Origin of the sequence: Alkalibacillus silvisoli (genome assembly GCF_039521975.1) — a bacterium.
Taxonomy (GTDB): domain Bacteria; phylum Bacillota; class Bacilli; order Bacillales; family Alkalibacillaceae; genus Alkalibacillus; species Alkalibacillus silvisoli.
This window is the reverse complement of the sequence record NZ_BAAACZ010000005.1, coordinates 141,304-167,945: the sequence shown is the minus strand read 5'-3', so window position 1 is coordinate 167,945 and position 26,642 is coordinate 141,304. Positions and strand designations below refer to the sequence as shown.

At 36.3% G+C, this 26,642-nt stretch carries 31 protein-coding genes and 1 riboswitch; of the genes, 23 read left to right on the top strand and 8 right to left on the bottom strand.

Annotated features, from left to right (window positions below; genetic code table 11):
* The first annotated feature begins 1 nt into the window (after position 1).
* The gene (pseI, locus tag ABDZ63_RS03075) at positions 2-1,054 is read left to right on the top strand and encodes a pseudaminic acid synthase (RefSeq protein ID WP_343781693.1); all 1,053 of its coding nucleotides are present in this window, start codon (positions 2-4) and stop codon (positions 1,052-1,054) included.
* Here the strand turns inward: pseI and sat are convergent.
* Both sat and cysC read right to left on the bottom strand, forming a co-directional pair.
* Positions 1,043-2,176, bottom strand: a complete 1,134-nt coding sequence (sat, locus tag ABDZ63_RS03070) for a sulfate adenylyltransferase (protein ID WP_343781692.1) — start codon at positions 2,174-2,176, stop codon at positions 1,043-1,045. The genes pseI and sat overlap by 12 nt on opposite strands.
* A complete protein-coding gene (gene cysC / locus ABDZ63_RS03065) occupies positions 2,173-2,775 on the bottom strand; it encodes an adenylyl-sulfate kinase (protein ID WP_343781691.1) in 603 nt (200 codons plus the stop codon). Before cysC ends, sat begins: the two co-directional genes overlap by 4 nt.
* Before the next feature lie 179 nt (positions 2,776-2,954).
* On the opposite strand from cysC, the gene ABDZ63_RS03060 reads away from it, so the two are divergent.
* A complete protein-coding gene (locus ABDZ63_RS03060; protein ID WP_343781689.1) occupies positions 2,955-3,674 on the top strand; it encodes a sulfotransferase family 2 domain-containing protein in 720 nt (239 codons plus the stop codon).
* A 69-nt stretch (positions 3,675-3,743) separates the two neighbouring features.
* Here ABDZ63_RS03060 and ABDZ63_RS03055 read toward each other — a convergent pair whose 3' ends face one another.
* Entirely contained in the window at positions 3,744-4,385 is a 642-nt protein-coding gene (locus ABDZ63_RS03055; protein WP_343781688.1) for a BMQ_0737 family morphogenetic spore coat protein, read from the bottom strand.
* A gap of 225 nt (positions 4,386-4,610) precedes the next feature.
* On the opposite strand from ABDZ63_RS03055, the gene ABDZ63_RS03050 reads away from it, so the two are divergent.
* Positions 4,611-5,198: a class I SAM-dependent methyltransferase gene (locus tag ABDZ63_RS03050; protein WP_343781687.1), complete on the top strand. Its 588-nt coding sequence runs from the start codon at positions 4,611-4,613 to the stop codon at positions 5,196-5,198.
* A gap of 291 nt (positions 5,199-5,489) precedes the next feature.
* Here ABDZ63_RS03050 and ABDZ63_RS03045 read toward each other — a convergent pair whose 3' ends face one another.
* Positions 5,490-5,795: an HIT family protein gene (locus tag ABDZ63_RS03045; protein WP_343781686.1), complete on the bottom strand. Its 306-nt coding sequence runs from the start codon at positions 5,793-5,795 to the stop codon at positions 5,490-5,492.
* Between the two features lie 273 nt (positions 5,796-6,068).
* Between ABDZ63_RS03045 and ABDZ63_RS03040 the strand changes: the two genes are divergently transcribed.
* The 7 genes from ABDZ63_RS03040 to ABDZ63_RS03010 all read left to right on the top strand — a co-directional run bounded on the left by ABDZ63_RS03040 (position 6,069) and on the right by ABDZ63_RS03010 (position 9,553).
* Complete coding sequence (locus tag ABDZ63_RS03040; RefSeq protein WP_343781685.1) at positions 6,069-6,668, top strand: hypothetical protein; 600 nt, start codon at positions 6,069-6,071, stop codon at positions 6,666-6,668.
* A 70-nt stretch (positions 6,669-6,738) separates the two neighbouring features.
* The gene (locus ABDZ63_RS03035) at positions 6,739-6,984 is read left to right on the top strand and encodes a hypothetical protein (protein WP_343781684.1); all 246 of its coding nucleotides are present in this window, start codon (positions 6,739-6,741) and stop codon (positions 6,982-6,984) included.
* A 15-nt stretch (positions 6,985-6,999) separates the two neighbouring features.
* Positions 7,000-7,203, top strand: a complete 204-nt coding sequence (locus ABDZ63_RS03030; RefSeq protein WP_343781683.1) for a hypothetical protein — start codon at positions 7,000-7,002, stop codon at positions 7,201-7,203.
* Between the two features lie 70 nt (positions 7,204-7,273).
* Positions 7,274-7,483, top strand: coding sequence for a hypothetical protein (locus ABDZ63_RS03025; RefSeq protein WP_343781681.1), 210 nt, complete (start codon positions 7,274-7,276; stop codon positions 7,481-7,483).
* 336 nt (positions 7,484-7,819) lie between these two features.
* Positions 7,820-8,308 (top strand): hypothetical protein, encoded by a 489-nt coding sequence (locus tag ABDZ63_RS03020; RefSeq protein ID WP_343781680.1) that lies wholly within the window; start codon positions 7,820-7,822, stop codon positions 8,306-8,308.
* Between the two features lie 128 nt (positions 8,309-8,436).
* Positions 8,437-8,622, top strand: coding sequence for a hypothetical protein (locus tag ABDZ63_RS03015; RefSeq protein ID WP_343781679.1), 186 nt, complete (start codon positions 8,437-8,439; stop codon positions 8,620-8,622).
* 193 nt (positions 8,623-8,815) lie between these two features.
* The gene (locus ABDZ63_RS03010; RefSeq protein ID WP_343781678.1) at positions 8,816-9,553 is read left to right on the top strand and encodes a Bax inhibitor-1/YccA family protein; all 738 of its coding nucleotides are present in this window, start codon (positions 8,816-8,818) and stop codon (positions 9,551-9,553) included.
* A gap of 60 nt (positions 9,554-9,613) precedes the next feature.
* Here the strand turns inward: ABDZ63_RS03010 and ABDZ63_RS03005 are convergent, their stop codons facing one another.
* The gene (locus ABDZ63_RS03005; RefSeq protein WP_343781677.1) at positions 9,614-9,967 is read right to left on the bottom strand and encodes a hypothetical protein; all 354 of its coding nucleotides are present in this window, start codon (positions 9,965-9,967) and stop codon (positions 9,614-9,616) included.
* 145 nt (positions 9,968-10,112) lie between these two features.
* On the opposite strand from ABDZ63_RS03005, the gene ABDZ63_RS03000 reads away from it, so the two are divergent.
* From ABDZ63_RS03000 to ABDZ63_RS02990, 3 genes are all read left to right on the top strand, one after another.
* Positions 10,113-11,306: a Bcr/CflA family efflux MFS transporter gene (locus tag ABDZ63_RS03000; protein WP_343781676.1), complete on the top strand. Its 1,194-nt coding sequence runs from the start codon at positions 10,113-10,115 to the stop codon at positions 11,304-11,306.
* A 292-nt stretch (positions 11,307-11,598) separates the two neighbouring features.
* On the top strand, positions 11,599-12,096 hold the full coding sequence (locus ABDZ63_RS02995) for an NUDIX domain-containing protein (RefSeq protein ID WP_343781675.1): 498 nt from the start codon (positions 11,599-11,601) through the stop codon (positions 12,094-12,096).
* 169 nt (positions 12,097-12,265) lie between these two features.
* Complete coding sequence (locus tag ABDZ63_RS02990; protein ID WP_343781674.1) at positions 12,266-13,606, top strand: DNA cytosine methyltransferase; 1,341 nt, start codon at positions 12,266-12,268, stop codon at positions 13,604-13,606.
* A 19-nt stretch (positions 13,607-13,625) separates the two neighbouring features.
* On the opposite strand, the gene ABDZ63_RS02985 is transcribed toward ABDZ63_RS02990, so the two are convergent.
* Positions 13,626-14,360, bottom strand: coding sequence for a PmeII family type II restriction endonuclease (locus ABDZ63_RS02985; RefSeq protein ID WP_343781673.1), 735 nt, complete (start codon positions 14,358-14,360; stop codon positions 13,626-13,628).
* A 615-nt stretch (positions 14,361-14,975) separates the two neighbouring features.
* Here ABDZ63_RS02985 and ABDZ63_RS02980 point away from each other — a divergent pair.
* The 7 genes from ABDZ63_RS02980 to ABDZ63_RS02950 all read left to right on the top strand — a co-directional run bounded on the left by ABDZ63_RS02980 (position 14,976) and on the right by ABDZ63_RS02950 (position 21,786).
* A complete protein-coding gene (locus tag ABDZ63_RS02980) occupies positions 14,976-15,167 on the top strand; it encodes a hypothetical protein (protein WP_343781671.1) in 192 nt (63 codons plus the stop codon).
* Complete coding sequence (locus ABDZ63_RS02975) at positions 15,160-16,545, top strand: amidase (RefSeq protein WP_343781670.1); 1,386 nt, start codon at positions 15,160-15,162, stop codon at positions 16,543-16,545. Before ABDZ63_RS02980 ends, ABDZ63_RS02975 begins: the two co-directional genes overlap by 8 nt.
* A gap of 119 nt (positions 16,546-16,664) precedes the next feature.
* Entirely contained in the window at positions 16,665-17,243 is a 579-nt protein-coding gene (locus tag ABDZ63_RS02970; protein ID WP_343781669.1) for a hypothetical protein, read from the top strand.
* A 198-nt stretch (positions 17,244-17,441) separates the two neighbouring features.
* A riboswitch (PreQ1 riboswitch) is annotated at positions 17,442-17,486 on the top strand.
* A 73-nt stretch (positions 17,487-17,559) separates the two neighbouring features.
* On the top strand, positions 17,560-18,216 hold the full coding sequence (queC, locus tag ABDZ63_RS02965) for a 7-cyano-7-deazaguanine synthase QueC (RefSeq protein ID WP_343781668.1): 657 nt from the start codon (positions 17,560-17,562) through the stop codon (positions 18,214-18,216).
* Positions 18,216-18,692: a 6-carboxytetrahydropterin synthase QueD gene (gene queD, locus ABDZ63_RS02960; RefSeq protein WP_343781667.1), complete on the top strand. Its 477-nt coding sequence runs from the start codon at positions 18,216-18,218 to the stop codon at positions 18,690-18,692. Before queC ends, queD begins: the two co-directional genes overlap by 1 nt.
* Complete coding sequence (gene queE, locus ABDZ63_RS02955; protein WP_343781666.1) at positions 18,685-19,413, top strand: 7-carboxy-7-deazaguanine synthase QueE; 729 nt, start codon at positions 18,685-18,687, stop codon at positions 19,411-19,413. The genes queD and queE overlap by 8 nt, the downstream gene beginning before the upstream one ends.
* Positions 19,414-19,824: 411 nt before the next feature.
* Positions 19,825-21,786, top strand: a complete 1,962-nt coding sequence (locus ABDZ63_RS02950; protein ID WP_343781665.1) for an EAL domain-containing protein — start codon at positions 19,825-19,827, stop codon at positions 21,784-21,786.
* A 171-nt stretch (positions 21,787-21,957) separates the two neighbouring features.
* On the opposite strand, the gene ABDZ63_RS02945 is transcribed toward ABDZ63_RS02950, so the two are convergent.
* Entirely contained in the window at positions 21,958-22,248 is a 291-nt protein-coding gene (locus tag ABDZ63_RS02945) for a hypothetical protein (protein ID WP_343781663.1), read from the bottom strand.
* A 92-nt stretch (positions 22,249-22,340) separates the two neighbouring features.
* On the opposite strand from ABDZ63_RS02945, the gene ABDZ63_RS02940 reads away from it, so the two are divergent.
* Both ABDZ63_RS02940 and ABDZ63_RS02935 read left to right on the top strand, forming a co-directional pair.
* Positions 22,341-22,625 (top strand): DUF3219 family protein, encoded by a 285-nt coding sequence (locus tag ABDZ63_RS02940; protein ID WP_343781662.1) that lies wholly within the window; start codon positions 22,341-22,343, stop codon positions 22,623-22,625.
* 103 nt (positions 22,626-22,728) lie between these two features.
* A complete protein-coding gene (locus ABDZ63_RS02935) occupies positions 22,729-24,330 on the top strand; it encodes an alkaline phosphatase family protein (RefSeq protein WP_343781661.1) in 1,602 nt (533 codons plus the stop codon).
* 295 nt (positions 24,331-24,625) lie between these two features.
* Here the strand turns inward: ABDZ63_RS02935 and ABDZ63_RS02930 are convergent, their stop codons facing one another.
* Positions 24,626-25,741, bottom strand: coding sequence for an MGDG synthase family glycosyltransferase (locus tag ABDZ63_RS02930; protein WP_343781659.1), 1,116 nt, complete (start codon positions 25,739-25,741; stop codon positions 24,626-24,628).
* Between the two features lie 374 nt (positions 25,742-26,115).
* On the opposite strand from ABDZ63_RS02930, the gene ABDZ63_RS02925 reads away from it, so the two are divergent.
* On the top strand, positions 26,116-26,574 hold the full coding sequence (locus tag ABDZ63_RS02925; protein ID WP_343781658.1) for a divergent PAP2 family protein: 459 nt from the start codon (positions 26,116-26,118) through the stop codon (positions 26,572-26,574).
* Positions 26,575-26,642: the final 68 nt, after the last annotated feature.

The window sequence follows — 26,642 nt, the reverse complement described above, 5'->3', positions numbered from 1 at the left end:
AATGAGGCCGATCACGATTCAAAACAGAGAAGTTGGAGCTAATCAACCTCCACTGATCATTGCTGAGCTTTCAGGTAATCATAATCAATCGTTAGAGCGGGCGTTACAAATGGTGGAAAAAGCAAAAGAAGCAGGTGTAGATGCAGTTAAGCTACAAACCTATACAGCAGAAACGATGACATTAAATGTAGATGAAGAAGGTTTTGTCATTGAAGATGACCAAAGCTTATGGGGTGGAAGGTCACTTTATGATTTATATGAAGAGGCCTATACACCATGGGAATGGCATGAAGCAATTTTTAAAAAGTGTAGAGAGTTAGGGATGATCGGTTTTAGTTCACCATTTGATGAATCAGCGGTTGACTTTTTAGAGTCATTAGATGTGCCTTGTTATAAAGTGGCATCATTTGAATGCACTGACTTACCATTAATTAAAAGAATTGCTCAAACGAACAAACCGATGATTATTTCAACAGGTATGGCATCAGCCGCTGAAATTGAAGAAGCGGTTGATACTGCGAGAGGAGCAGGTTGTGAACAGCTGATTTTATTAAAATGCACGAGCACTTATCCAGCAACACCTGAAAATACAAATATTAATACGATCCCTCATATGAAAGACTTGTTTAACTGTCAAATCGGGTTATCTGATCATACATTAGGTGTTGGAGTTGCCGTTTCGAGTGTGGCATTAGGTGCAGTAGTCATTGAGAAGCATTTAACGTTATCACGAGAAGAAGGAGGGGTGGATGCTGAATTTTCATTAGAGCCAGATGAGTTTAAAATGTTAGTGAATGAAACGAAGCGCGCGTGGCAATCATTAGGTGCAATTCATTACGGACCAACTAATAGAGAACAATCATCTAAAAAACTTCGCCGTTCAGTCTACATTTCAGAAGACTTACAAAAAGGCGAAGTTTTAGATCACAATCATATGCGAATTATCCGACCAGGTTACGGATTAGCACCAAAGCATTATGATACTTTAATCGGCAAACGAGTCAACCGTCATGTTAAAAGAGGAACACCAACATCGTGGGATTTATTTGGATAAACCATCAATTAATGATTGAGCTACTTCTAATCTTGAGATTTCTTGCGGGGGTTTAACCCCGCTTTTTAACATTTCGCGAACTTTAGTACCAGATAATTGAAGGTGTTTAGACTTATTGTGAGGACAAGTTTTCTTTGTTGCCATCGTGTGACACTGCTTACAATAAAACGCATGCTCAAAAAATAAAGGCTTAATTCCAAGTTCACTTCGCTCAAATTGCTTAAAAATATGCTGTGCATCATAAGAACCATAGTAGTTGCCAACACCAGCATGATCTCTTCCAATAATAAAATGTGTGCAACCATAATTTCGTCTTATTAGAGCATGGAAAATAGCCTCACGCGGTCCAGCATAACGCATGGCAGCAGGGAATATTCCTAATGATACACGATTCTTAGGGTAATAGTTTTCTAGTAATACATGATAGCTTTCCATACGGACATCTGCAGGTAGGTCATCTTGTTTTGTTTCACCAACAAGTGGGTGAAGAAATAGTCCATCAATCGTTTCAAGGGCACTTTTCTGAATATATTCATGTGCTCGGTGAACGGGATTTCGCGTTTGAAAGCCTACAATGGTATCCCACCCTTTTGATTGAAACAATTGACGTGTTTCTCTTGGTGTTAGGTGATCAGTTTTAAAGGGGTGCAGAGATTTTATGTCCTGAGTGACTGTAATTTCTCCAGCTAGATACACACTTCCGCGTGAGATCAGTTTGTTAACGCCGGGGTGATTTAAATCCGTCGTTTGATAGACGAGTTTGGCTTCTAGTATTTTGTCAGGGATATATTTGTCACTTACTCTAAGTGTACCGTAGATTTTACCATTATAATTTAATTTAATAACCTCACCTGTTTTAATCGTTTTAGCGATCTCTTTTGTTACGGGGAGAGTGATTGGTATAGACCATACTAAACCATTAGCGAGTCTCATATTGTGAATGACTGATTCATAATCATCACGATTTAAAAAGCCATTAAGTGGACTATATGCACCTGTTGCCAATAACTCAAGGTCTGATGCGGCCATTTTATCAATCGTAATCGTTTTATCAATTCTCTTTAGTTCAACAGACGAATCGATTAGATTAATTAATTTTCCACCATGTGGAGAAATAGTCATCTTATCTCACCCTCTATTTGTGATTTAATATAATTGGTCAGGTGATGACTCGATTTCTGTACTGATAAATACGTCGTGTCTAATATCAAATCGGGATCTTCCGGCTCTTGATAGGGTTGACTAACACCTGTGAATTGCTTAATTTCACCTGATTTAGCTTTTTGGTACAACCCTTTAGGATCACGCCTTTCACATTCTTCTAGTGAACATTTAATATAAACTTCCGAGTAATAATCTTTAGATATTATATTTTTAGCCATTTCTCTGTCTTCTTTAAAAGGAGAAATGGTGCTAACAATTGCTATAATACCCGCCTGATTTAAAACAGTAGCTATTTCAGCGATTCTTCGGGTATTTTCTGTGCGGTCTTCTCGTTTAAATCCTAAATCTTTATTAATCCCTTGTCTCATATCATCACCATCTAATAGAAAGGAATGAATCCCTTCTTGATAAAGCTGTTGTTCAACATGGTTTCCAATAGTAGATTTACCAGAGCCTGATAACCCTGTAAGCCATATGACTAAGCTCTTATGCCCCATTAATTTCTCGCGTTGAGCCTGATTAATCAAATGCTTTTGCCAGTGTATATGTTTGCTCATCTGATTCCCTCACTTTCTACATACTATAATATGTAGAACTTATAGTTTTGCTGTAGGTTAGTGAAGGGTTTAACTATCTTTCTTGCCTGTTTTACTGAGAACTCTACTAAATGTCTATACCGTTTTTGCTCTCTTAACTTATATTAAAGTAAGAAGGTTTAGAGAAAAGAGGGAAAAGTATGATTGAATTTGATCAAAGGCCTTTAAATGAAACAAACCCATTTATATACATTCACATACCTAAAACAGGTGGAAAGACCATGTGGCACCTTTTCGAACAACAAGAAGAACAGATTCATGTGTGGCACAATAGATATTTTAGAAAGTTAAATGAACCTGCAACATATATAACGATGCTAAGACACCCTGTTGATCGGGTAATCTCAACGTATTACTATATTAGGCAGTATGAACGTGATCCACTCTATTCAAAGGTTAAGAAGATGAGCTTAGAGCAATTTGTTGGTTGGATTCAAGATGAGTCAGTTGAAAATAAACGCTCTAAAACGAAGCAAGATTTAGCGAATATTCGCTATCGAACTGTCAATTTATCAACACGATATTTAGCAGGTGGCAGTCCTGATGCTTTTCATCAAGCGAAGAAAAACTTGAAGAAATATTTTTCGTTTGTCGGGGTTATCGATTATTACTTGGAGTCACTCTATATGATGCAAAGAATGTATGGTTGGAATTTTCGTGAATTTACAAAACAAAATGTCACCAAAAATCGTCCGCATTTAAGCAAGGTCGACCCAAAACTAATAAAGGTAATTGAAACGTACAATCAACATGACTTAATGCTGTATCGCTTTTCAAAGAAGAGATTTAATAAGCAGTTAGAGTTATTGAATGAACAGGAGCGGTATGAAATGGAGAATTGGGTGGAGCAATACGCTTGATTCTTATAAAAACTGACACTTTAGACAGTGAGAGAATCACGTCTAAAGTGTCAGTTATTTGTGAATTCTTTAGCCATTGTTATTGGCTGTAGGAAAAATGACTGGACATTGTTCAGGTCGAATTGGCACTGGGCATGGCTGGATAGGTAATTGATCTCTAGGTTCACAGAAGTCAGCAACTAATTCGAGTGTAACAGGGTAAACTGACTGGATGCTTTGGCACAGACGGACTGAGATGACAGCGTCAAATGTATCATCTAATTCTGTGTCGCCAGGATCACATTCAAACGAGACAACAAAGCAATCTAATTCTGTGTAAGTGACTTCGATTTCTGTTCCATCTGGGGCACATAAAACGACTTGTTCACTGCGCGAGAACTCTAACTCGACTTCTTCGTCTCCGTTGTCAGTTGGTAGGTTTATTGTGACGACGAAGTTTTTACGAATGGTCACCACTTGTAAGATGATTTCTGCTCCATCAATGATGAATGGGCGATCCTCACGATTGATAATTTCAATCGGATCTTCTTCTGTTGGCTCTACAGTACACGTTACATCATCAATTTCGATATCATCACAATCAATACCATCTGGTAGGTCTTCATCAATCACGTTTAAGTCGAAAGTTGCTTCGTTAATGATCCAGTCATAGACTTTCTCAGTATTAATACATAGAAGCTCTTGGCCTCCAATTAAGCCTTTTTCTTGCATAGATAGGACACCTCCGGATTATTAAATAACCTTTCACTCGTAACATATGAGAAATAAATCAAAGTGACTAATGCTAACGCTGATTTTTAAATAATTGGGTAGTCGCACTTGCGCAAATTAATAGAGTTAGTAGCTCAATTTTTTGTTTCATGACAACAACCAAGTCACCTCGATATTGAACTTCATATGATAGATTAAGAATCTATAAGAAAGAGAGGGATTATAATGTGTCATTCATTAGACGACATACATGATTTTTGGAAGAACCCTAGTAAAGGCAATCAACCTAGTCGTTATTTGAAGCATACGAAACGCTCTAAGTTTTTGTACGAGTATGTGAATAAGTATGTTGGAAAAGACGCGAAAATATTAGAGCCGGGATGTAATGTTGGTAGGAACCTTAATTATTTATATGAAAAAGGATATGAACAGTTAACAGGGGTTGAAATTAATGAAGAGGCAGTTGAATTGTTAAGTAAGCAATATCCTAATCTAGCGGAGAAAGCCAATATATACCTCGAAACAATTGAAGAACGCGTTAAACAATTTGAAAATGATGAGTTCGACTTAACCTTTTCTATGGCAGTTTTTGAGCACCTTCACCCGAGTAGTGATTGGGTTTTTGAGGAGATTGCCAGAATTACGAAGTCTTTTATTATTACTATAGAAGCTGAAAAGTGGAGTTCTGATCGCCATTTCCCACGTAATTACAAGAAATTATTCAAACAATACGGCTTTAAACAAATCGACATGAACAAAAATTGTGATGAGATCGGCGTAAAGTATATTTGCCGTGTATTACAAAAACAGTAAGGTACCTTATCAAGTGTTAATATTCGCTACGAGTCAAAACTGATTGAACGCTGATAAAATGAGCTCGAACGCTGATAAAATGAGCTCGAACGCTGATAAAATGGCCCCGAGCGCTGATAAAATGAGCTCGAACGCTGATAAAATGGACCCGAGCGCTGATAAAATCCACCCGAACGCTGATAAAATTTGGTTGCGCTCGGGTAGCTGCTCATTGTAACACATGGTACCAATGTTCGTATTTAAACAGTTCTCTTTTACTATTGTCTCGCCTTAAACTGCACCAAGCAATTATTATTGACCACTAATAATATGCCACTGGATATATTTGGATTGATTAAGCTTTTTTAAGTGAGTGACCACACGACAATCACCGAATTCTTTTTCAACATGAATGGAAATGATTTTAATAACACCGATCATTTCAGACATGATTTGTGGTTCAAATGGTGGTGGGGTCGATGTTTTTAGAAAAGCGATAATATGAATGTCGGATTTCGGCTCTATGTGGTAATAAGCTAATACATTTTGGGTTTCGTAGACTTTTTCAACTTGTTGAGTGCCATTTAACTCATGCATGCTACAAACGTCACTAGACATGGCATAACCCCTTTATGATAAATTAACACACTTTTCTGATATTATAGCAATATCTACAAAGATCTTCTACAGGTATTTGGTCTTAGCTTTGAATACGATAGGTGGTAATGATATAGTAATAATAAATTTATGACAATTCTTAAGGTAGGTGGGACAATGAAGCGAGAGTATAAGTTGCTCGTCATTTCCTTGGTTGCTGCAGCCTTTATTCTAAGTTTGTTCGCATTTAGAATGTTAGTTCAGTAGATTTAACATAAAGGAGTTAACAACAAAATGGCAAAAAGAATCTTATTGATTAGTTTGACTGCTTTTCTAGTCATTGGCGGTAGTTTGCTAGCGGTAAATGGGTTGGTTGATCGTAAATCGATGCAAGTTGATGAAACGGGATGGGCATTTTCGGCTCAGTTAAATCAGGACCTTTTATATAGTTATGCTGATGAAGAGGCTATGTATGAGCAAGCAATTGAAGAAAAGCTTGGATTTAATCTCTCAGACCAAGATGTAACTGGAGAGGTTGACGTTGTATTGACAGAGGTCAGGCGCGTTGAGGACCATGTGTTAGAAGGGGAAGGCCAGGCCTATTTTACGACAGATGAATTTGAATTTGATCTTGAATTTGATGAAGCTCAAGTCTATCAAATTGAAGGAGAAGAAACCGGTGTTATAAGAGGCATGAGTATAGATGGTGAATTTACCACAGTTTCTGGTGAATTGGACATGCTTTCATTTAATATGTATTGGAATCCTGTGACAGAAGAAGTTTATGCAGTAGGAAGTGTAGGCTTTGTAACGAATTATGGCATGTTAGCTTTCGGTGAACCATTCGTAGAGCAGGATGAATTCTCATCTGAGAGCTTAATTGATTTTGAATAAAAACCTTAAAATTAGTTGGAAATTAACTGTATTTATTGTAAAATCGAGGGTGTGAAGGGGGGCGTGTTCCGTGAAAAACTTTTCGATCTTTTTAGTGAGCTTTATGGTTTTATTCATCGCTATTCAGTGGTTGTCTGGTGTGATTTTGACATATACATATACGCCGAATATACAAGAGGCATGGGAGATGAGTGAAATGCTATCACAGCAAGTGACATTAGCTAGTTCACCAACTGTTGCAACGTTAATCATTGCAATCATCGCAGCAACCATTGCTTATATAACCCCTAAAATGGTTCGTAAAATAATGGCATAGAAAGGAAGAAGTCTTATGTTTAGCGAACTGTTAATCCAACAAGTTGGATTTAACACTACTGACATGATCTTTCAATTGACTTTAATCGTATTTCTAGTCGCTTTGATTGCTGCAGTAGTCACTATTATGATTGTTTTCAATAAGCGAAATAATGATATTAAAGAATTAAAAGAGCAAGTTAACAAATTAGAAAAACAGCTAGACGAAAGGTCTAACTAATATTCGCTAGTGTTTGGTTTTAAGTTCTGATACGCTTTTAATACGATTATGATAAGGAGCATCAATGATTATGTTAGATTTCTTAAAACCAGAGAATAATTATGGCGTCTTAGGGTTAACCCTTTTAATCATAGGCGTTGTTGGATTTGTTATTTTAGAAGTATATTATACGCTTATCTTAAATGAATACCAAATGGCTAGTATGTTCTTTTGGGCAGGCGGTTTTTTGGGTAGTATTCTCTATGTTATTGACCTTGTAAGAAAAAGAAACAGTGATTAGATCGCTTATCGATAGAGCGATAGTCATGATATAAGAGCGGAAGTCACGACATATGAGCGAAAATCTCAATAAAAGAGCGAACACCTTATTAATAGAGCTGTAAAATAAAGAAGAGCATTGAAATTACGATCCAATGCTCTTCTTTATATGTTGAAATTTTATACATTTTTTCAATTCATTAAAAGGAAATTTGTGATTTTATGTAGAAATGAGTATATAGGCCTGTAAAAATCATTTTATTGAAACAGTTTTATTAATTTTAACGTCTAATAAGTATACTAGTAAAGGCGGTTTGCTATGAGATTACTCACTTTTCTTTTAATGATATGTTTGGCTATGGCAGGGTGTACTTCAGATGAAAACAGCGATTACGATGGGGATGAAGCAGAGTTGCCAGCTAATATGCCGGATGACTTTGAATTTTCGTATCAATATGGCTATGAAGCAAATAATGAAATGAATACGTTTGAAGAAATTTATACTAAAGACTTAATCGAAAAAGGTGAAGCATCTACAGCGATGGCGTTAAGTGAAGATGACCGTGTATCCATCTATGAAAAAATGCGTGATGTGAAGATTTTAGAAACACCTGAGAACCTTACAAATGAAGCAGAGGATGGTACACATTGTACGAGTAATCCTTACACGACGCATCATTTAGATTTGCAGGTCAATGGTGAAAATTATTATGTCGATTGGACAACGAATAACTGCTTGACAGAGGACTTAATCAAGTTAACTGATTTTACAGATTATGTACACGAAGTCTTTACTTCTCAAGAAGCATATCGTGCATTACCTAATGCAGAAGGGTCTTATGAATAACTCATAACAGCCTTCTGCATATATTTTTGGTTTTTAGTAGCTTTAGGTATGATAGAATAAAGTCAACTTGAACGAGTGAGAAGTCTATACATCGTTAAGAAGATTTTCAGGTAGGAGGACCATTAAACATGTGGAGAAAAATCTTATTCATCTGGTTACCCATTATATTAGGACTGTCCATTATATATTTTATTTTTAACCTGTGGCGTAGTGATGAGGCAGACTTAGGGTTTTTTGGTCAGTTAATGATCGTAGCATTAGCGGGAATATTTATAGGCGCATTTATCCGTAAGTTTATTATGAAGAAAGAATAATTTGTTATGGAAGGTCATAGTTGCTTGAAACTGTAGTCGCTTTTGATTGTTAAGTTTGTCTTTTAATTAAGACAAACAGGAAAAAATGCCCGAAAAAAATCTGTTTTCAATCATAAGATATGAAAGTTGAAGTAGAAGTTTGTCATTCCAAAATTAGACCACCTATTTAAATTAGTTTTTAGGAGAGTAAAAGATGAGAGCAGGAAATCCAGCGTTACAGAATAAAACGTTTAGCCATAATCAAGCTAGATTCTCAGATGAAATTATGACGATTAATGGCACAGTGCGACGGACATTAATTTTAGCCTTGCTATTATTAATAACCGCGACATATAGTTGGCATCAGTATCAACAAGACAGTGAGGCGTTAGGTGGATTTATTGCGATTGCAGCAATTAGTAGTTTAGGTGTAGCAATTTTAACAGCTTTTGTACCACGCTTTGCCCCAGTAACTGCACCTATTTATGTACTATTGAAAGGGTTAAGTATTGGGTTTATCTCAGCTTATTATGAAACAATGTTTGAAGGAATTGTGTTTCAAGCAGCGTTACTAACGATCGCGACATTAATTGCGATGTTGATCGTGTATCGATTAGGAATCATTCGCGTTACGAGTAAGTTCCGATTAGGCGTACTTTCAGCAACGGGTGCGATCTTTATCGCTTATATGATTTCGTTCTTTGGAAGATTCTTTGGGTTTCAAATCCCACATCTACATGAAGCAACACTGTTAGGTATTGTAATAAGTGTCGTGATCGTCATTGTTGCGGCATTGAATCTCGTTATTGACTTTGACTTTATTGAACGTAAAGCTAATAAACAAGCAGCAAAATATATGGAATGGTATGCTGCATTCGGGCTGATGGTGACAATTATTTGGTTGTATTTAGAAATTGTTCGTTTGTTAGCGAAGATTAAGGCGAGGAAGTAATTAGATTAAGGGTGTTCGGATGAAAGGTTTGTTGTTGTTATTAAGTTTGGAGTCTCGAGTTTAGTTTCTATGATGGCCATATGTTGAAGCTGCGAATGTGGCAGGGGAAAATCTAACAGCATACTCAGGCTCCAATTCACCTTTAACCCTCACCGTTAATCTTTCACCTTGTTTGTTATGGTCATTCTCCATCTTTACTCCATTTAAGACAATCCGCTCATCATTGTCCCAATCTATCCACTCACCATACTTTAACACCCAGTGAGTTAATTCTTCTTTTAACTCATTCGATAATGGGATCACTTCTAAATCGAGGTTGGCTGAGCACTTATTACACCAAAGCGGGTCAGCTGATATATCGGCCTCGACTTTTAATTCATTTGTTCTTTCACTTTCACACAAGCAATTTAGCATTAGAGATTCTCCCCTTCTTAATTATTAAAAATTAACACAATCTTGGTCAGTTTAAAAGTTCAGTGTTTTTTACAGATATATGCTATGATAAACTAGTAAAAATTTGAATAATAGATAGATTTATAGACAGAAAGGTGTATACATCATGCTACATAATCCAACAGGAAGAAAGCGTATTGGTTTAGCATTTTTACTCGGTATGTTGGCTGTATTAGGTCCGCTTAATATTGACATGTACTTGCCGAGCTTTCCGAGTATTTCAAATGATTTAGAAGCAAGTGCCTCACTCGTTCAGCTAAGTTTAACAACATGTTTAATTGGTCTTGCCTTAGGACAAGTCGTTGTCGGGCCAATAAGTGATGCCCAGGGTCGACGTAAACCGTTATTAATTAGTATTTTCTTATTTGCGCTTGCATCTTTTTTATGTGCAATTGCTCCAAATATTACAACATTAATTATCGCGCGCTTCTTGCAAGGTTTCACAGCATCAGCCGGGATTGTGTTATCACGTGCTGTTGTGCGAGATGTCTTTTCCGGAAAAGAGTTAACGAAGTTCTTTGCGTTGTTAATGGTAATTAATTCTACAGCGCCGATGATGGCACCTATGGCTGGTGGGGCGATTTTAGCTTTCCCATTTGCAACTTGGCATACAATCTTCTATTTCTTAGGCTTACTTGGTATTATTATTGTGCTTGTAACAGCTTGGAAGTTACCTGAAACCTTAGCTGAGGACAGACGTATTCCTAGTTCAATCGGAAGCACTGTTAAAACGATGGGAAGTCTATTTAAAGATCGATCATTTATTGGGTATGCTTTAACGTTAGGGTTAATCCACGGCGGAAGCTTTGCGTATGTGGCTGGTACGCCATTTGTGTATCAAGATATATATGGGGCTTCACCTCAATTGTTTAGTGTCTTGTTTGGTATTAATGGCCTTGGAATTATTATCGGAAGCTTTTTAATTGGCCGTTTAGCAGGTGTGTTTCATGAAAGGACACTACTCAAAACAGCTGTCATTACAGTGCTTCTCATGACATCCATTTTAATGATGATGACCATAATTCAAGGTCCTCTCGTTACATTAGTCGTTCCAATCTTCATTTACATGACAGCGATGGGAATGGTGTTAACGAGTACGTTTACCTTAGCGATGAAAAATCAATCAAACCGAGCTGGAAGTGCGAGTGCGCTATTAGGTACATTACCGTTATTATTAGGTGCAGCCGTTTCACCTCTTGTTGGACTAGATGAAACAACAGCTGTACCAATGGGTGCCGTAATGTTTATTACATCATTACTCGGTTTTGCTGCATTTTTTGGATTGACGAGAGAGGAATAGAAGGATCCATGCGAGCGTATAAATTTTAGGGCGGTTAACGGCAGGCGCAGGGCGTTAACGATAACTTCGCTCAGTTAAATAAGGTTTTCGCTCAAATAATGGAAATTCAGCTCAAATAATGGAATTATCGCTCAAATATCTTTTATCCCTTATAAAACAATCACACAGTGCAAATTATAAACTATCAACCCTAAGCCATTTAAACCATATTGTAAAATTCCTACTCGAGAAAACTTAAATTAAGTCTATTTATATCGAACAAGGTAAGCGATTCAAAATAAGGATGATCTTAATGATATTAAAACAGTTCGCAGCAGCTTTTCTATTTAATGAAGAAGATGAAGTGCTTTTATTACAAAAGAAGCGTGATGCTAAGCTTCTTGCTGGTATGCGTGTACCAATTGGTGGACATATGGAGACATCTGAAATGAATAACCCTGAAGCGGCTTGTTTTCGTGAGATTGCTGAAGAGACTGGAATTAGTCCAAAAGAGGTACAAGACTTGTCATTACGTTACATTGTACAACGAATGAAAGGTGATCAGATTTATATTCAGTACATTTTTTTCGGCTATATCCAGTCTGATGTCAAACTTGTAGAAAGTGATGAAGGTAAACTCAATTGGGTTCACTATAAACAAGTAAAAGAACAACCTGTAACTGAGGCAACACGTGAGCTCGTAAAGCATTATGAACAAGTCGGACAGTTTGATCATAATATCTATGTCGGTTCAATGTCACTACAATCAAATTTGCCTAAAATGACTTGGGCATTATTAGATGATTGGTGAGATAAGAAGAATAGGAAGTTGAAGTATAGCCAGTTATAACTTATAAAGATATGCAACTAATAGTTTTTTTGATTCCACAAAATTCAATTGAGTATTTTTATTGACGAACGTTTGTTTTCATTTTATACTAATGTTAGTTAAAAATAAATTTAACTCAAGGAGGGGTTATGTGTACGTTGTTAATAAAGAAAAAGTAAGATCATATATGAACAAAAAAGGATATAACACACAACAAGAATTAGCAGATGACTTAGAAATAAGTAAAAACCAACTTTCTATTTTACTATCAAGCAAATATAACCCAGTTAAAACTAATGTTCTTAAAATCTGTGAAAAATTAGATGTCAAATTTGATGACATTATATCAGAACAACTTGAATTAAGTTTAGATTTAGACCAGGGTATAGCAAATAACGTAAAAAAAATAGATGACAACTTTATAGATATTAGAAATGTCAAACCAAATCATAACTATAAAGTTCTCGAATTATTTGCAGGTGCTGGCGGTCTAGCTTTAGGTTTAGAAAAAGCAGGATTTGAAACAATTGGTTTGGTTGAGAATGATAATAAGGCTTGTGATACATTAAGGCATAATAGGCCAGATTGGAATATATTTGAGTCTGATATCGAAAAACTAACTGATCAAGATTTGGTGGAAAAATTTAACATAAATGTAGGTGAGTTAGATTTACTCTCAGGCGGATACCCTTGCCAAGCATTTAGTTATGCAGGTAAAAAAAGAGGACTCCAAGATGCTAGAGGGACCTTGTTTTATCATTATGCGATGTTTGTAGAAAAGTTAAAGCCAAAAATGTTCCTCGCTGAAAATGTTAAGGGATTAGTAAATCATGATAATGGAAATACACTAGATACAATGTTAAAAACATTTTCTGATATAGGTTATCAAGTAAGTTATAAAGTATTAAAAGCCCTTGATTATGATGTTGCTCAAAAACGAGAAAGGATTGTAATTATTGGAATGAGAAATGATTTAGCAAATCAAAATCAAGATCTAAAGATTCTCTTTCCTAACCCTTTTGGATACCATTTATCTTTAAAAGACGTATTAAAAAATGTTCCAAAATCAGGAGGTACACAATATCCAGAATCTAAAAAGAAAATCCTTGAAAAGGTGCCACCTGGAGGGTATTGGAGAGACTTACCAGAAGAACTCGCTAAAGAGTATATGGGTAAAAGCTATTATTCAGGGGGAGGAAGAACTGGAATGGCGAGAAGGTTGTCATGGGATGAACCTTCACTTACATTAACTTGCTCTCCTGCTCAAAAACAAACTGAGCGGTGTCATCCAGAAGAAACCAGGCCTTTCACCGTTCGGGAATATGCACGTATTCAAAGTTTTCCAGATGGTTGGGAGTTTAATTGTTCTATAGGTAACGCTTATAAGCAAATCGGTAACGCAGTCCCGGTAAACATGGCCAAAGCTATTGGTCTATCAATCATAAGTGTCTTAAATCAACTTCCTTATAATACAAAGGAAGGGCAATTGTAACAATTGCCCTTCCCCTATTCTAAAACTCCCCTTCACTATCAATTTGTTTCGCTAGCTTCTCTATAGTCTCTTCAATTAACTCTGATCCATCAGCTTCATTCGCCACATCCACTATAGCATCTGTCAATTTATCATAGAAATCTTCTTTTCCGGTTAACCTTTCCCAAAACTCCTTACCAATAATAACAGGATAATCTTCATTAACTTTTTTGTAATGGCCGCTCAAGTCTTCAGATTCACCATAAAATACACCAACAACCAAATCATTAAGGCCAACGTTTAAGTTATTTGTTCTAGCTAAATTTTTAACGTCCGAAAAATGATTCTTTAAAGTATTTACATCATCTGCATTAATTGTATTTGGACCCGCTTTTAATTGACAATACTTTTTCCGACCATCAATTTTATCAATAAATTCTATATCAATCCCGGAAGTCGTAGAAGCAAAGCCTTCCAAAATGTTAGTACAATACTTTTGAAATCTAGTTCCAAATGAAGTATTTATTGATGTACCTAAAATTCTTGGGTATATCATTGCTTTAGCTATAGAGACTGAATCTGATTTTCCTGTTAAAAAACTAGCTTTATACTTATCCAAAAAAGGATTTTTCTGAAATTCACTTAGTTTTCTTAATTTTTTAGTGTTTTCAATATGGCTGGGAATAATTTCATCCCTAAAGAACTTTTTAGTGTTCTCAATTATTATGTTTAAATCTTCTTCAGACAGACTCGCTTGTTTTGAATTATCACGCATTGTAAACCTCCTTCATTAAATTAATCTTTCGAATTATGTGGCATTAGTGCCAAAGATAATTTACCATTTTTCTGTAAGCCAACACCTTCTGAAGAACTATAGAAATTGTAAGTTTAGAAAAAGAAAAACTTTGTAGAATTGAGTTTAGTAGATCATATTCATAGAAAAAGTATTTCTTATGAATCATGTTACTACAGTTTTAATTTAAGCACTAGTCCAATTTCAATAATTTAGAGATTTACGGTTAACACTATCTGAGGTTCATTAACTACTTCAGACAAAATGGATTAACAGCCATGTTGAATCGTAACCCTTATAATATTTGGCATCTGTATTGATACGATTAGCGCCATATTTTATATCAAAACATATCTGTAATATCTAGCACTAGCATTCAATTGTAGTCTTGTGTCGTTCTTTGTATCAGCGATGTAGAAACTGATTGCGTTTTGAATAAAAATATGTGTTCCATCAACACAAACTTAATTTGTTACTGAATCAGGTGTAATGCCTTTAAATCCTTGTATCTGATTATCTGCTCTCTATCCCCTCACAATCAACTGTAACTTTCATACAGTGTTATTAACCTAGTATGATGAGGAGGAATAAACAAATATGGAAACAGCACATATCGTCCCACAAGGATTAGCATTACAAGGCATTTCAGTAATTCGAGAGGACATTCCATATATTCAACAATTGTTAAACACGATTCAAGAGTTACAAATTCCCATCGATTTAAACCCAGAAATTCACGAAGAAGTCCCGCTTGTTGTCGTTGATCCAGAAGTGATTCAATTTGACTGAATTATACTCAATGACCGCTCATGAACTAGCTCCGTTAATTGAAACGAAACAATTGTCACCTGTTGAATTAATGGAAAATATGATGAGTCGAGTGAATCAAGTAGAGCAAGAGGTGAATGCTTATATAACCATATTAGAAGAACAAGCACTCGAACAAGCTAGACATGCAGAGGCAGAAATAATGAATGGCCTTTATAAAGGGGCTTTACATGGAATTCCAATCGGCATTAAAGATAATTATTATACTAAAGGCGTCCGGACCACAAGTGGGTCAAAATTTTTTCAAGATTTAACCCCAGACTATACAGCCACAGTGGTAAAGAAATTGCTGTGTGCAGGTGGGATTATGACTGGAAAATTAAACATGCATGAATTTGGTGGTGGATTGACTAATACGAACCCTTTCTATGGTGATGTTAGGAACCCTTGGGACCTAGAACGAACACCGGGTGGTTCAAGTGGTGGCAGTTCTGCTGCATTAGCAGCTGGTCTCTCAACGCTTGCAACTGGAACTGACACATTTGGTTCGATTCGTGTACCTGCTGCATTAACCGGAACATATGGATTAAAGCCTACTTATGGTTTAGTGAGTGGATACGGTGTTGCACCCCTAGCCTGGTCAATGGATCATCCTGGTCCCATGGCACGCTCTGTCACAGATTTAGCCTTGATGCTGAATCATATGGTGGGTTATGACCATGATGACCCAGGAAGTATTAAAGCACCTTCAGCAAATTACTTAAAGAATTTAAGTAAAGGAGTAAAGGGTGTTAAAGTTGGTGTTCCAAACTTTTATTTGAACAATTTAGACCCTGAAGTTAAAGATGCATTTCAAACCGCTATGTCGACGTTTGAACAATTAGGAGCAGAAGTAAAAGACATTTCAATTCCTGAATTAAATTTGTCTACTTATGCCGGTTATTTAGTTACAATTGGTGAAGGTTCTGGATACCATTACAGTAGGCTGCGCAATCAACCAGAGGATTTCGCTAGTGATGTTCGAATTTTCTTTAATACTGGTACCCTCACGACAACTCCACAATACGTAATGGCACAACAAGTGCGTCGTGCTCTAACAGATGCATTTAAAAAGGCATTTGAAGATGTTGATGTGATTGCAAGCCCGATGACTCCTTACCCGGCTCCACGCTTTCAAGATCATTGGGTCGAACAAAATCTAGAAATAATTAACGATTTCATGCCATTTACCGCACCAGCAGCAACTACAGGAATTCCAAGCCTAGCGGTACCAATGGGTCTCTCATCAAATGGCCTTCCTCTTGGCTTACAACTTATGAGTAATCACCTCACTGAAAAGCTATTACTTCAAGTCGGAAGCGCATTTGAAAATAATAGTCTCGCTTCTAATCCATTTTAACGTGAAATTAATCCCACTCCTAATATGGGTGGGGTAATTTCTTTTGACTATACATGCCGTTCATTAGTTTGATAGGATATTAATTAATTAATAATAGATAAAACTAGGGAGAATGACTAATGCGACTGTTTTTAATTAGTATATTGTTAATTGTATTAATGGCTTGTAGCTCAGAACAAGAAGAAGCATATGAACAACAAATCGAACAGTTAACTACACAAGTTGAACAACAACAAGAACAAATCGAAACACTACAAAACCAACTAGAAGAAAAGACAAGAGAAGAGCAACAGAACCATCAACAGGAAAATGAGAGAGAAGAAGAGAATGCTACTGATGAAAGTGATGGAGAAACTCGGGAAAGTACTGATTCAATAAGCGTCATTGAAACGGAACATTTTCAATTACATACACCCCAATCACAAGATGTTTTATCAGACATGATTTCAATTCAAGGATTAATCCATCTAGGTGCAATTGGTGATATAGAATTAGAAGTGCTTGATTCCGCTGGCGAAACAATAGAAAACACACTTATTGACCAAGAATGGTTCGGAGGCCAATCAGGTGAACACGAATGGACAGGGATTGAATTGAATATGACGATAACAGAAGAGCCTAATCAAGGTGAAGGTCAATTAATTATTCGTGATCACTTGGCAAATGAAGAAGAATCCATAACGATTGTATTTGACTAATCCTTTCATTGTTTTCAACCAATTGATGGTGACTAATATCTGATGTTTTAACGGGAATCTTAGTTCGTTAAAGTATGATCTAATATAAGGCCAATTCGCCTACAAAACTGTAAAAATAGGAAAACATAATTATTAAAGAAATCTCATAATCTATGATATAATGACTTAGCAACAATCCTATATTAATACCGATTTTAATCGGGAGAGGTTCTAGCCAAACCCTCTATAAAAAACTAGGGATACTTATATGTCCAGCCATATCCTTAGGGGTATGGCTTTTTAATTTGGCTAATTTTAACATGAATAGGTGGTTTAAATGAAAAACGAAAAAGCCTTAGTCGTATTTAGTGGAGGGCAAGACAGTACAACTTGTTTGTTTTGGGCACTTGAGAATTTCAAAGCAGTTGAGACCGTAACGTTTGATTACAATCAACGCCATGACTTAGAGATTCAGGTCGCTAAAGATATCGCAAAAGAGCTAGGTGTCACTAATAGAGTGCTAGATATGACACTGATTAGCCAGTTGTCAGCCAATGCGTTAACGCGGGATGATATTGATATTGAAGAGAATGAAGGTGAACTGCCTTCTACATTCGTTGAGGGACGTAATCATTTGTTTCTATCATTTGCTGCGGTTTTAGCCAAACAAATTGGCGCCAAACACATTGTAACAGGTGTATGTGAAACAGACTTTAGTGGTTATCCGGACTGTCGGGATGTTTTTATAAAATCGTTAAATGTCACATTAAACTTATCAATGGATGATCAATTTGTTATTCATACGCCGCTCATGTGGCTAGATAAGAAGGGCGCATGGAAGTTGGCTGATGATTTAGATGCTTTAGAGTTCGTTCGGGATAAAACGTTAACCTGTTATAACGGTGTCATGTCAGGTGGTTGTGGTGAATGCCCTGCATGCAAATTAAGACGTGAAGGATTAGAAGCCTATTTGAAAGAGGAGGGAGTCTTGTAATGTGGGATTTTAAAATAGTCGACCGTTTGGAAAAGCTAGGTCAAGATATCAAGCGTGAACAGTTAAAGTATCACCATGAACGCGTGATGGTGAGTAAAGAATTCACATTTGATGCCGCGCACCATTTACATTGCTATGAAGGGAAGTGTAAAAATTTACACGGCCATACATATAAAGTCATTTTCGGTATTAGTGGGTATGTTGATGATAAAGGAATTTTAATCGATTTCGGCGATATTAAGCAGATTTGGAAAGAGCAAATCGAAATCTATCTTGACCATCGCTATTTAAATGAAATGCTTCCTCCGATGAACACGACTGCAGAAAATATGGTCGTATGGATATATGAAAAGATGAGTGAGGCTTTAAATCAAGATGAAAATCGTTTTGACGGTGCAAGAGTGGAGTTTGTTCGTTTATTTGAGACCCCAACAAGCTATGCTGAGGCAAGGCGGGAGTGGATGCAAGATGAGTAAAATTCCTGTTTTAGAGATTTTCGGTCCAACGATTCAAGGTGAAGGGATGGTAATTGGCAAAAAGACAATGTTCGTTCGTACAGCTGGGTGTGATTATTCTTGTTCTTGGTGTGATTCAGCATTTACTTGGGATGGTTCTGCGAAAGAAGAGATCGTCCAAATGACAGCTGAGGAAGTGTTGAACTGTTTACAAGAAGTTGGTGGTGAGCGTTTTTCACATGTTACGATTTCAGGCGGGAACCCTGCACTGTTAAAGAATTTAGATGAACTAATTAATAAATTAAAAGAAAATGCGATTGAAGTCGCACTCGAAACACAAGGAAGTCGTTGGCAAGATTGGTTTGTTGACATTGATGATTTGACGATTTCACCGAAGCCTCCAAGCTCAACTATGATCACAAATTTTGATATATTAGATGACATTATATTAAAGCTTAAAGACCATCACAGAATCACGAGTACGAGTTTAAAAGTTGTCATCTTTAATGAAGACGATTTCCAATATGCGAAAAATATTGCTAAGCGTTATCCAGAAGTTCCACTATATCTTCAAGTGGGGAATCGTGATGTCCATGGTGAAGATCGTGTTAATCTAACAAGTACACTACTCGATCAATACGAACAGTTAATTGATCGTGTCGTCCGTGATGAAGAGTTAAATGATATTCGCGTATTACCACAACTGCATACACTCGTTTGGGGTAACAAACGTGGGGTTTAATAGATTCGAGAATGGGTTTTCTAAAGAGAGAATCCATTCTTTTTATTAATGTATAAACTGCTCTGAAATTCAAATTATAATGAAACACATAAGTATAAAGAACTAAGTAGAGTGGAGAGTTAGATTTAACCCAAGTTATTTTTGGTGAAATAAAGTTAGTGGGTCTAAAGATAAACGAAGCCTTTAAGAGTTGTGGTAAAGGGTCTATAAACCGAAATTAAATAAACACTATTTTTTGTCGATATTAAAGTAAAGCCATATTTTAATTAGGGTGATGGCTTATTTTTCATGCGTGGGACTTTTGTCATATTAGAAGGTTTGACGTTATTTACTTGTGGGTATATAGATATATAGAATAAGATCAATTGATTTTTAAAAAGTAGCGTTTAACGGCATTAAGGAGTGTCTTGATTGAGTGATAAATTATTTGGTGAGCGTGATTTCTTACAAGCAATAGAAGAAGAACAATTCAAGTTAGTATTTCAACCACAAATCAGCCTAACAACAGGACAAGTCATAGGGATTGAAGCATTATTGCGTTGGCAGCACCCTGAACATGGATGGATCTCACCAGTAGATTTCATCCCGATTGCTGAAGAAACAGGTGTGATCACTGAGATTACTAAATGGGTGTTAAAGAAGGCCTGTCAACAAAATAAAGCGTGGCATGATCAAGGATTACAAAAAACAGTCGTTTCAGTCAATATTTCACCAGTTGACTTTGAAAATGATGAGCTATACAACACGGTTATGGACACGTTAGTCGAATCAAATCTTCAACCCCAGTATTTAGAGCTTGAAATAACAGAAAATGTTATGATGAAAGATATTTCACAGACGATCAATTTATTAAAGAAGATTAATCAATCCGGTGTGAGAATTGCAATTGATGATTTTGGTAAAGGTAATTCAACACTTGCTTATATCAGAGATCTACCCATCACGACAGTCAAATTAGATCGTTCATTTATGAATAACATTCCGTACAGTCATAAAGAGTCAACTATTGTAAAGAATATTATTCAAATGTGTCATAATTTAGATTTACAAATTATTGCAGAAGGCGTTGAAACAGAAGAGGTCGTAACATTCCTATCACTACATCACTGTACGATAGCGCAAGGGTTTTTATTTAGTAAACCTTTATTCGTAGATGACTATGAAGCTAACATCACCCAATCTGAATCAGAAGCGATCGAGATGATTTACCGTCTAGAAGAAAAAGTAAACTTAAGATCAGCCCAAGTTCATGATCACCGGTTTAAATCATTGTTTGAACAAAATCCAGATCTAGTCTGTTCATTTAGTTTAAATGGAAAAGTACTAAGTATTAATCCAGCAGTCGAGAGTTTATTAGGGTTTAAGCCACATGAAGTGTTAAATAGAGATTTAGATGTTTATGTCCAATCGGATGACCTTGAATTAACACAGGCACATTTAAACAGTGTGATTCAAGGTGAAGAACCAGATCCAATCGATATTAGCCTTGTACATAAAGAAGGTCATATCGTTTCGTGTAATGTGACATGCTTCCCGATGCGTTTAGGGGGGCGAGTAGTTGGTGTATATAGCGTCATTAAAGATACAACTAAGCAAAAAAAGTTACAAAATGCATTAAAAGAAAAAGAGCAAAAGTATCGATTTATTACTGAAAATATGTCAGACTACGTCATTTCGATTGATTTAAAAGGTGTCATTCAATACGCTTCAACGTCTAACAGTTTATTATTAGGATATGACCACTTACAAATGGAAGGGCAAGTGATTTTTGAGTTTATTAATAAAGAGGACCTTAACCATGTTAAAAAAGAGTTTAACAAACTAATTGAAAGTAAAAAATCAGGGTATGTTGAAGTGCGTTTACAAATAAAAGATGGGAATTCAGTTTGGGTTGAAGCTCATGCCAATCCAGTCTTAAATGATGAAGGAGATGTTGTACACTTTGTCATTGTTTCACGTGATATTTCGAGGAGGAAGAAGGCAGAGCTTGAGCTTCAAAAAACACAACGCGATTTAAAAAATACGTTAAGTCGTCAACAAGGTATGACGATTAAGTTTCTAAAAACGAATCGTGGGTTTGTTCATACACTTTGTGAAGGCGAGTTAATGCGCAAATTAGGTCTTACATCACAGGATGTTGTGGGTAAGACGTTATATGACTTTTTACCAAATGAGCTCGCCTCGAATAAAGAATATCACTATTCGATCGCGTGGAATGGTCAAGATACAAGTTATGAAGCTGAATTAAATGGAATATATTATTTGGCTCAATTAAGGCCGGTTTTTGAAGGTGAGAAGGTCATTGAAGTCATCGGCTCGTGTGTCGACATAACTGAGAAGAAAGTTTTAGAGAGAGAGCTCAGTCATTATTAAATAGTTGGGAAAGAGGCTAGGAGCGGCTTGATACTGCTTTTAGCCTCTTTTTGTTATGCTTGTTAAAGTATAGTATTGTTGTGACGAAGAATAATTGAGCGAAAACCTTCAATATATGAACAAAAGCCTCAATGATAGGGTGGCGACTTGGAATCGATTTGAAGACCCTTTTTAAGTGTGTTGTTTCATATTGATATTTTGATAGGCTTTTAAGACTAATGGGAAAGAAGCAATGACACAGCCTAAAGGAACAATGATGTTAACAAATGATGCGGTACTTTCGTTTGTGAACAATAGATGATTAGGCAAGGTGAAGACAAATAAAACGCCAGCAATTAGTGGCGTGATCGATAAAGCGTGAGTTAAAGTGTCATTCTGAGGTGGACGTATAAACAATATAACTGTAGCTGAAACAATTATTATGAGTAAAACGGCTAAAGCTACCCAAGCAAAAACAGTCATAGAATCCACTCCTTATTGATATAATCTTATTACCATTATTATACATAAAAGAACTGGCTTTTAAAAGACACAAATAAAACGGAGGTAGAAGGATGAAAGTTATGATTAATAATGAAACAATCGAAGCTGTAACGTTTGAAGAAGAAACTGTTGATGTGGCTGGTGAAGTGAAAAAGTTGATCAAATTTGATTTCAAAGTGAAACATGAAGACTATCATGACATAACGACACTTTTGTATAAAAATGATTTTCAAGTATCTGTACCTGATCAGTCAATCAACATGAATGCAACCATTTATAATTATTCAACTTCATTGACAAATCTATATAAAGAGGGAGCTATAGGTGACTTTCATTTAGAATTAATTGATAAATGAATGCTGACAAAATGCTGACAATTAAGAGTAGGTCATTTGAAAAAGGGAAAAATAATGTGTGAAACCAAAATTAACCGCAACCCACAAAGGAAGGCTGATGCTTTTGAATAAACACTTCATGACATTTCTCTTAATTTGCTTACTCGGTTTAACAATTGCAGCCTGTCAGAATAATTCAGCAGATGAAGATCAATATGAAGAACAAGTAGAAAGTTCATTCTCTGATAAAAAAGTAATCATGGTGATGGTTGACTCCATGATGGATCATACTTTAAATCATGTCATTGATGAAGGTGAAGCTCCTGCGCTTCAATTTTTAATGGAAAATGGTCAATATTATCCAGATTTAATAGCCCCAGTTCCAAGTATGTCAGTTACTATTGAAAGTACATTATTAACAGGGGAAATGCCAGATCAACATGGTGTACCTGGATTATCATGGTACCATGAGGAAGATGATCGTATTGTGAACTACGGTACGACGTGGCAGTTTTGGCTGAAGAACGGCTTTTCTGAAGCTGCTTATGATGTGTTGTATCGCTTAAATAATGAACATTTAAGCGATGATGTTACGACGGTTTTTGAAGAGTTAGAAGAGGAAGGACTAACATCTGGGGCAATTAATTTAATTGTTTATCGTGGTAACCAACCGCATCAGCTAAAGGTTCCTTTATATCTCGATGAAGTAACGGGTTTACCGGAAACACTCGAGACAAAAGGACCTGATGTATTAGCCTTAGGTCGTGTGACAAACCCAGAGATTATAGATGACGATGAAGAATTACCGGATGGGTTATTTAACCGAATCGGATTGCAGGATGAATACTCGATGGAAGTGACTCAACAGTTAATTGAACAAGACGATCAGCCTGATTTTTTATTTATATTTTTCCCAGAGAATGATCAAGAAACGCATAAAAACAGTCCAAGTTACACAGGTGGACTTCAAGACGCTGAAGAATATTTACAAGGTATTTTAAATAGCTATGGTAGCTTTGAAGAAGCATTAGAGGAAAATATTTTTATTATTTTTGGAGATCATGGTCAAGACCAACTGCTTGAAGCTGAGGAAGATATAGCGATTGATTTAGAGGATATGTATGCTAAGTATAACTTCTCCAAGTTAGGTGATCCGGTTAGTCAAGGTGAGATAGCCTTTGGTGTGAATCAACGGACAGCCTATATATATGATGTTCATGATGATGGTCTACTTCCTAATTTGGCAGAACAAGCTTTACAGGATCCACGTATCGACTTGGTTACTTGGGAAGAAGATGACTGGGTTCATGTCATCAGTCCTGATCATGATGGTTCACTTAGCTTTACAGAAGATGGCGAATGGTCCGATTCTTACAATCAGCAGTGGTCAATAGAGGGGAATAAAAGTATTTTAGATTTAGACAAGAATGGAAATGAGATCTTATATTCTGATTACCCAGATGCTCTAAGCCATATAATGACAGCATTAAGAAGCCATGACACACCTAAAATTATGCTTGCTGCTAAGCCTGGGCATTCTTTTCGAACAGATGGAATAACGATTCATGAGGGTGGCGGTGAACACGGGGGACTTCATAAAAATGACCTAGAGGCCGCTATGATTATTTCTGGAACAGAACAAAGACCAGAACATATCCGGATCGTTGATTTGAAAGATTATCTTCTTAAACTGCTTATTGAAAACCCAGAACCTTTAGATGATTAGGATCAGCATGAAATGAAGTTGAAGAAAAATAGTTGTCATAATAGATAATCTGAACGAGAACGCTGATAAAAGATGTCGAGTGCTGATAAACTCATCTGAACGCTGATAAAAGATGTCGAGTGCTGATAAACTCATCTGAACGCTGATAAATTTGTCTGTTCGCTGATAAAAGATGCCGAAGCGCTGATAAACTAGTCCCGAGCGCTGATAAAATGATCCGCTCGGGTAAATGCTTATATTAGCACAAAGTGTCAATTATTCTTAATTACAAAATTTCATTTCTTTTGCCAAGCCTTTATTGATATAGAAATTCGACAATGCTTTGGACACTTCTTTGAGGGTCCATTTTCTGTTGAAATTGCTGCATGTTTTGACGTATTTTGTTGATCTCTTCTGGTTCATTGAGTAATTTGTTAATATAATCATCAACCATGTCCTCACCAGATAGCTCAATGGCCAACTCCTGTTTTACGAAAAATTGGCAGTTCTCTTCTTCATGCCCGAATAGAGGTTGATATATTAGTAATGGAACTCCTTTAAATATAGCTTCAAAACAAGTTAAGCCCCCAGGCTTTGTAATTAGTAAGTCAGAAGCTTCCATCCACTCATCGACATTATCGACATAGCCTAAGACATGGATATTTGTATGCTGAAAATCCTTATTATCTAATAGAGAATCTTTTAGTTTTTCATTTTTACCAGTACAAATGACGATTTGGAGTTCTTCTTTCCATTTAGCTATAGTATTTGCGATTTGTGGGATCCCACCTAAGCCTAATCCTCCACCCATAATCAATACAGTTGGTAACTCTTTTAGATTCAATTCTTTCCTAATATGATGTTTGTTTTCATTTGTAGAAAATTTCGGGTCAACAGGTATTCCTGTCACTACAATCCGATCTGATTTGATCCCCATGTCCACCATTTGATCTTTGACACCTTGATTGGGTACGAAATACAGATCAACTTCAGGCTGTGCCCAAATCCCGTGAGCATAACAGTCTGTCAGAATAGTACATTGCTTAACCTTAAATCCTAGCCGCTTTTTCCGTGCAACAGTCGAACTGCAGAATGGGTGTGTACAAATGACTAGGTCAGGTTCGAATTGTTCGAGGACATCTTCAATTTTACGATGAAATAGTTTATATATGGAATACTGTAACGACATAGAGACAGGTTGATGTTGTTGAAAGTGATAGAGCTTTCGCCATAATGTTGGCAATTGAGTGCTCAACTTTTGATATGAATGGACAAAAACGGAAGTTATAAAGGGCTTTAAAACACTTCCTAACTCCATTATTTTTATATCGATTGAAGAATCATACATCGAAATTCTTTGCGCGATTCCTTCTGCGACCTTTGTGTGACCTAATCCAAATGGCTCTGACAAAATTAGGATTTTCTTCGGCATGACAAGTCCCTCACTATAATGTATTACCCTTAGAGTGCACCATTTATTGAGTGACTAATCATACTATAAAATGAAGAATTCGTTCTATTATTCTTCGCAACTTATTTCAAACTCAACTATTCCATTCTCAAGATCTCTTCCTTCAGCGACCATGGCCCTGCCTGGTTCTGAGTACAATTGTACCACTTGCATACAAACCATCACCACTTAAGTTAACTTCAGATAGTTGGTTTTCTACAGCAGTATAAGATTCACCTTCGTCTTCCTTAAGGTTAAATGGAAGTTAAATCATGGTAAAAAAAATGTCTTGAATAATTGTGGTCTTGTAAGGGGATTAACATAGTAGGAGATTTAAAAGAAAAAGGGTGAGAAAAATGAACAGAGGAATTATTACAGCGCTGTCTGCGATTGGTATTGCTCAAGGTTTGAAAATTTTTACTCATAGAAGAGTTTCCGGTAGCTGGGATATGAAACAAGCAAGCACATCTGGTGGGATGCCCAGTTCTCATTCAGCTGGTGTTTCAGCTCTAACTTCTTATCTGGCTGTAAGTAGAGGGAGTCGCCATACTGAAACAGCACTTGCTACCATTTTTGGAATTATTGTGATGTATGATGCACAAGGGATTCGTCGTCACACTGGTGAAATTGCGCAAATCGTTAATGATTTAGAAGATCATTTCGAAGAGCTTTCAGGTAATTATCCAAGCTTTCAATTTGTTAAAAAAGATAAAGAGTTAGAAGAAGTCTTAGGTCATCAACCAATCGAAGTGTTTGGAGGAGCTTTATTAGGTTCACTAATTGGACTAATATCTGCAAATTTAGAAAAGAAGTAAACAAACGTCTAAATGATGTGTTTCGTTTTCGATTGTCACATCATTTAGGTTTTTTTATATCTACTTAA

What these genes read in the sequence shown, in the direction of transcription:
- pseI (WP_343781693.1), top strand. Translation starts at nt 2, where the DNA reads ATGAGGCCGATCACGATTCAAAACAGAGAAGTTGGAGCTAATCAACCT.
- queE (WP_343781666.1), top strand. Translation starts at nt 18,685, where the DNA reads ATGAGTAAAATTCCTGTTTTAGAGATTTTCGGTCCAACGATTCAAGGT.
- ABDZ63_RS02985 (WP_343781673.1), bottom strand. Translation starts at nt 14,360, where the DNA reads ATGCGTGATAATTCAAAACAAGCGAGTCTGTCTGAAGAAGATTTAAAC.
- ABDZ63_RS02945 (WP_343781663.1), bottom strand. Translation starts at nt 22,248, where the DNA reads ATGACTGTTTTTGCTTGGGTAGCTTTAGCCGTTTTACTCATAATAATT.
- ABDZ63_RS03010 (WP_343781678.1), top strand. Translation starts at nt 8,816, where the DNA reads ATGAGAGCAGGAAATCCAGCGTTACAGAATAAAACGTTTAGCCATAAT.
- ABDZ63_RS03020 (WP_343781680.1), top strand. Translation starts at nt 7,820, where the DNA reads ATGGCAGGGTGTACTTCAGATGAAAACAGCGATTACGATGGGGATGAA.
- ABDZ63_RS03025 (WP_343781681.1), top strand. Translation starts at nt 7,274, where the DNA reads ATGTTAGATTTCTTAAAACCAGAGAATAATTATGGCGTCTTAGGGTTA.
- ABDZ63_RS03030 (WP_343781683.1), top strand. Translation starts at nt 7,000, where the DNA reads ATGTTTAGCGAACTGTTAATCCAACAAGTTGGATTTAACACTACTGAC.
- queD (WP_343781667.1), top strand. Translation starts at nt 18,216, where the DNA reads ATGTGGGATTTTAAAATAGTCGACCGTTTGGAAAAGCTAGGTCAAGAT.
- ABDZ63_RS03060 (WP_343781689.1), top strand. Translation starts at nt 2,955, where the DNA reads ATGATTGAATTTGATCAAAGGCCTTTAAATGAAACAAACCCATTTATA.
- ABDZ63_RS02925 (WP_343781658.1), top strand. Translation starts at nt 26,116, where the DNA reads ATGAACAGAGGAATTATTACAGCGCTGTCTGCGATTGGTATTGCTCAA.
- ABDZ63_RS03005 (WP_343781677.1), bottom strand. Translation starts at nt 9,967, where the DNA reads ATGCTAAATTGCTTGTGTGAAAGTGAAAGAACAAATGAATTAAAAGTC.
- ABDZ63_RS02995 (WP_343781675.1), top strand. Translation starts at nt 11,599, where the DNA reads ATGATATTAAAACAGTTCGCAGCAGCTTTTCTATTTAATGAAGAAGAT.
- ABDZ63_RS02940 (WP_343781662.1), top strand. Translation starts at nt 22,341, where the DNA reads ATGAAAGTTATGATTAATAATGAAACAATCGAAGCTGTAACGTTTGAA.
- queC (WP_343781668.1), top strand. Translation starts at nt 17,560, where the DNA reads ATGAAAAACGAAAAAGCCTTAGTCGTATTTAGTGGAGGGCAAGACAGT.
- ABDZ63_RS02980 (WP_343781671.1), top strand. Translation starts at nt 14,976, where the DNA reads ATGGAAACAGCACATATCGTCCCACAAGGATTAGCATTACAAGGCATT.
- ABDZ63_RS03015 (WP_343781679.1), top strand. Translation starts at nt 8,437, where the DNA reads ATGTGGAGAAAAATCTTATTCATCTGGTTACCCATTATATTAGGACTG.
- ABDZ63_RS03000 (WP_343781676.1), top strand. Translation starts at nt 10,113, where the DNA reads ATGCTACATAATCCAACAGGAAGAAAGCGTATTGGTTTAGCATTTTTA.
- ABDZ63_RS02930 (WP_343781659.1), bottom strand. Translation starts at nt 25,741, where the DNA reads ATGCCGAAGAAAATCCTAATTTTGTCAGAGCCATTTGGATTAGGTCAC.
- ABDZ63_RS03050 (WP_343781687.1), top strand. Translation starts at nt 4,611, where the DNA reads ATGTGTCATTCATTAGACGACATACATGATTTTTGGAAGAACCCTAGT.
- cysC (WP_343781691.1), bottom strand. Translation starts at nt 2,775, where the DNA reads ATGAGCAAACATATACACTGGCAAAAGCATTTGATTAATCAGGCTCAA.
- sat (WP_343781692.1), bottom strand. Translation starts at nt 2,176, where the DNA reads ATGACTATTTCTCCACATGGTGGAAAATTAATTAATCTAATCGATTCG.
- ABDZ63_RS03045 (WP_343781686.1), bottom strand. Translation starts at nt 5,795, where the DNA reads ATGTCTAGTGACGTTTGTAGCATGCATGAGTTAAATGGCACTCAACAA.
- ABDZ63_RS03040 (WP_343781685.1), top strand. Translation starts at nt 6,069, where the DNA reads ATGGCAAAAAGAATCTTATTGATTAGTTTGACTGCTTTTCTAGTCATT.
- ABDZ63_RS03055 (WP_343781688.1), bottom strand. Translation starts at nt 4,385, where the DNA reads ATGCAAGAAAAAGGCTTAATTGGAGGCCAAGAGCTTCTATGTATTAAT.
- ABDZ63_RS02970 (WP_343781669.1), top strand. Translation starts at nt 16,665, where the DNA reads ATGCGACTGTTTTTAATTAGTATATTGTTAATTGTATTAATGGCTTGT.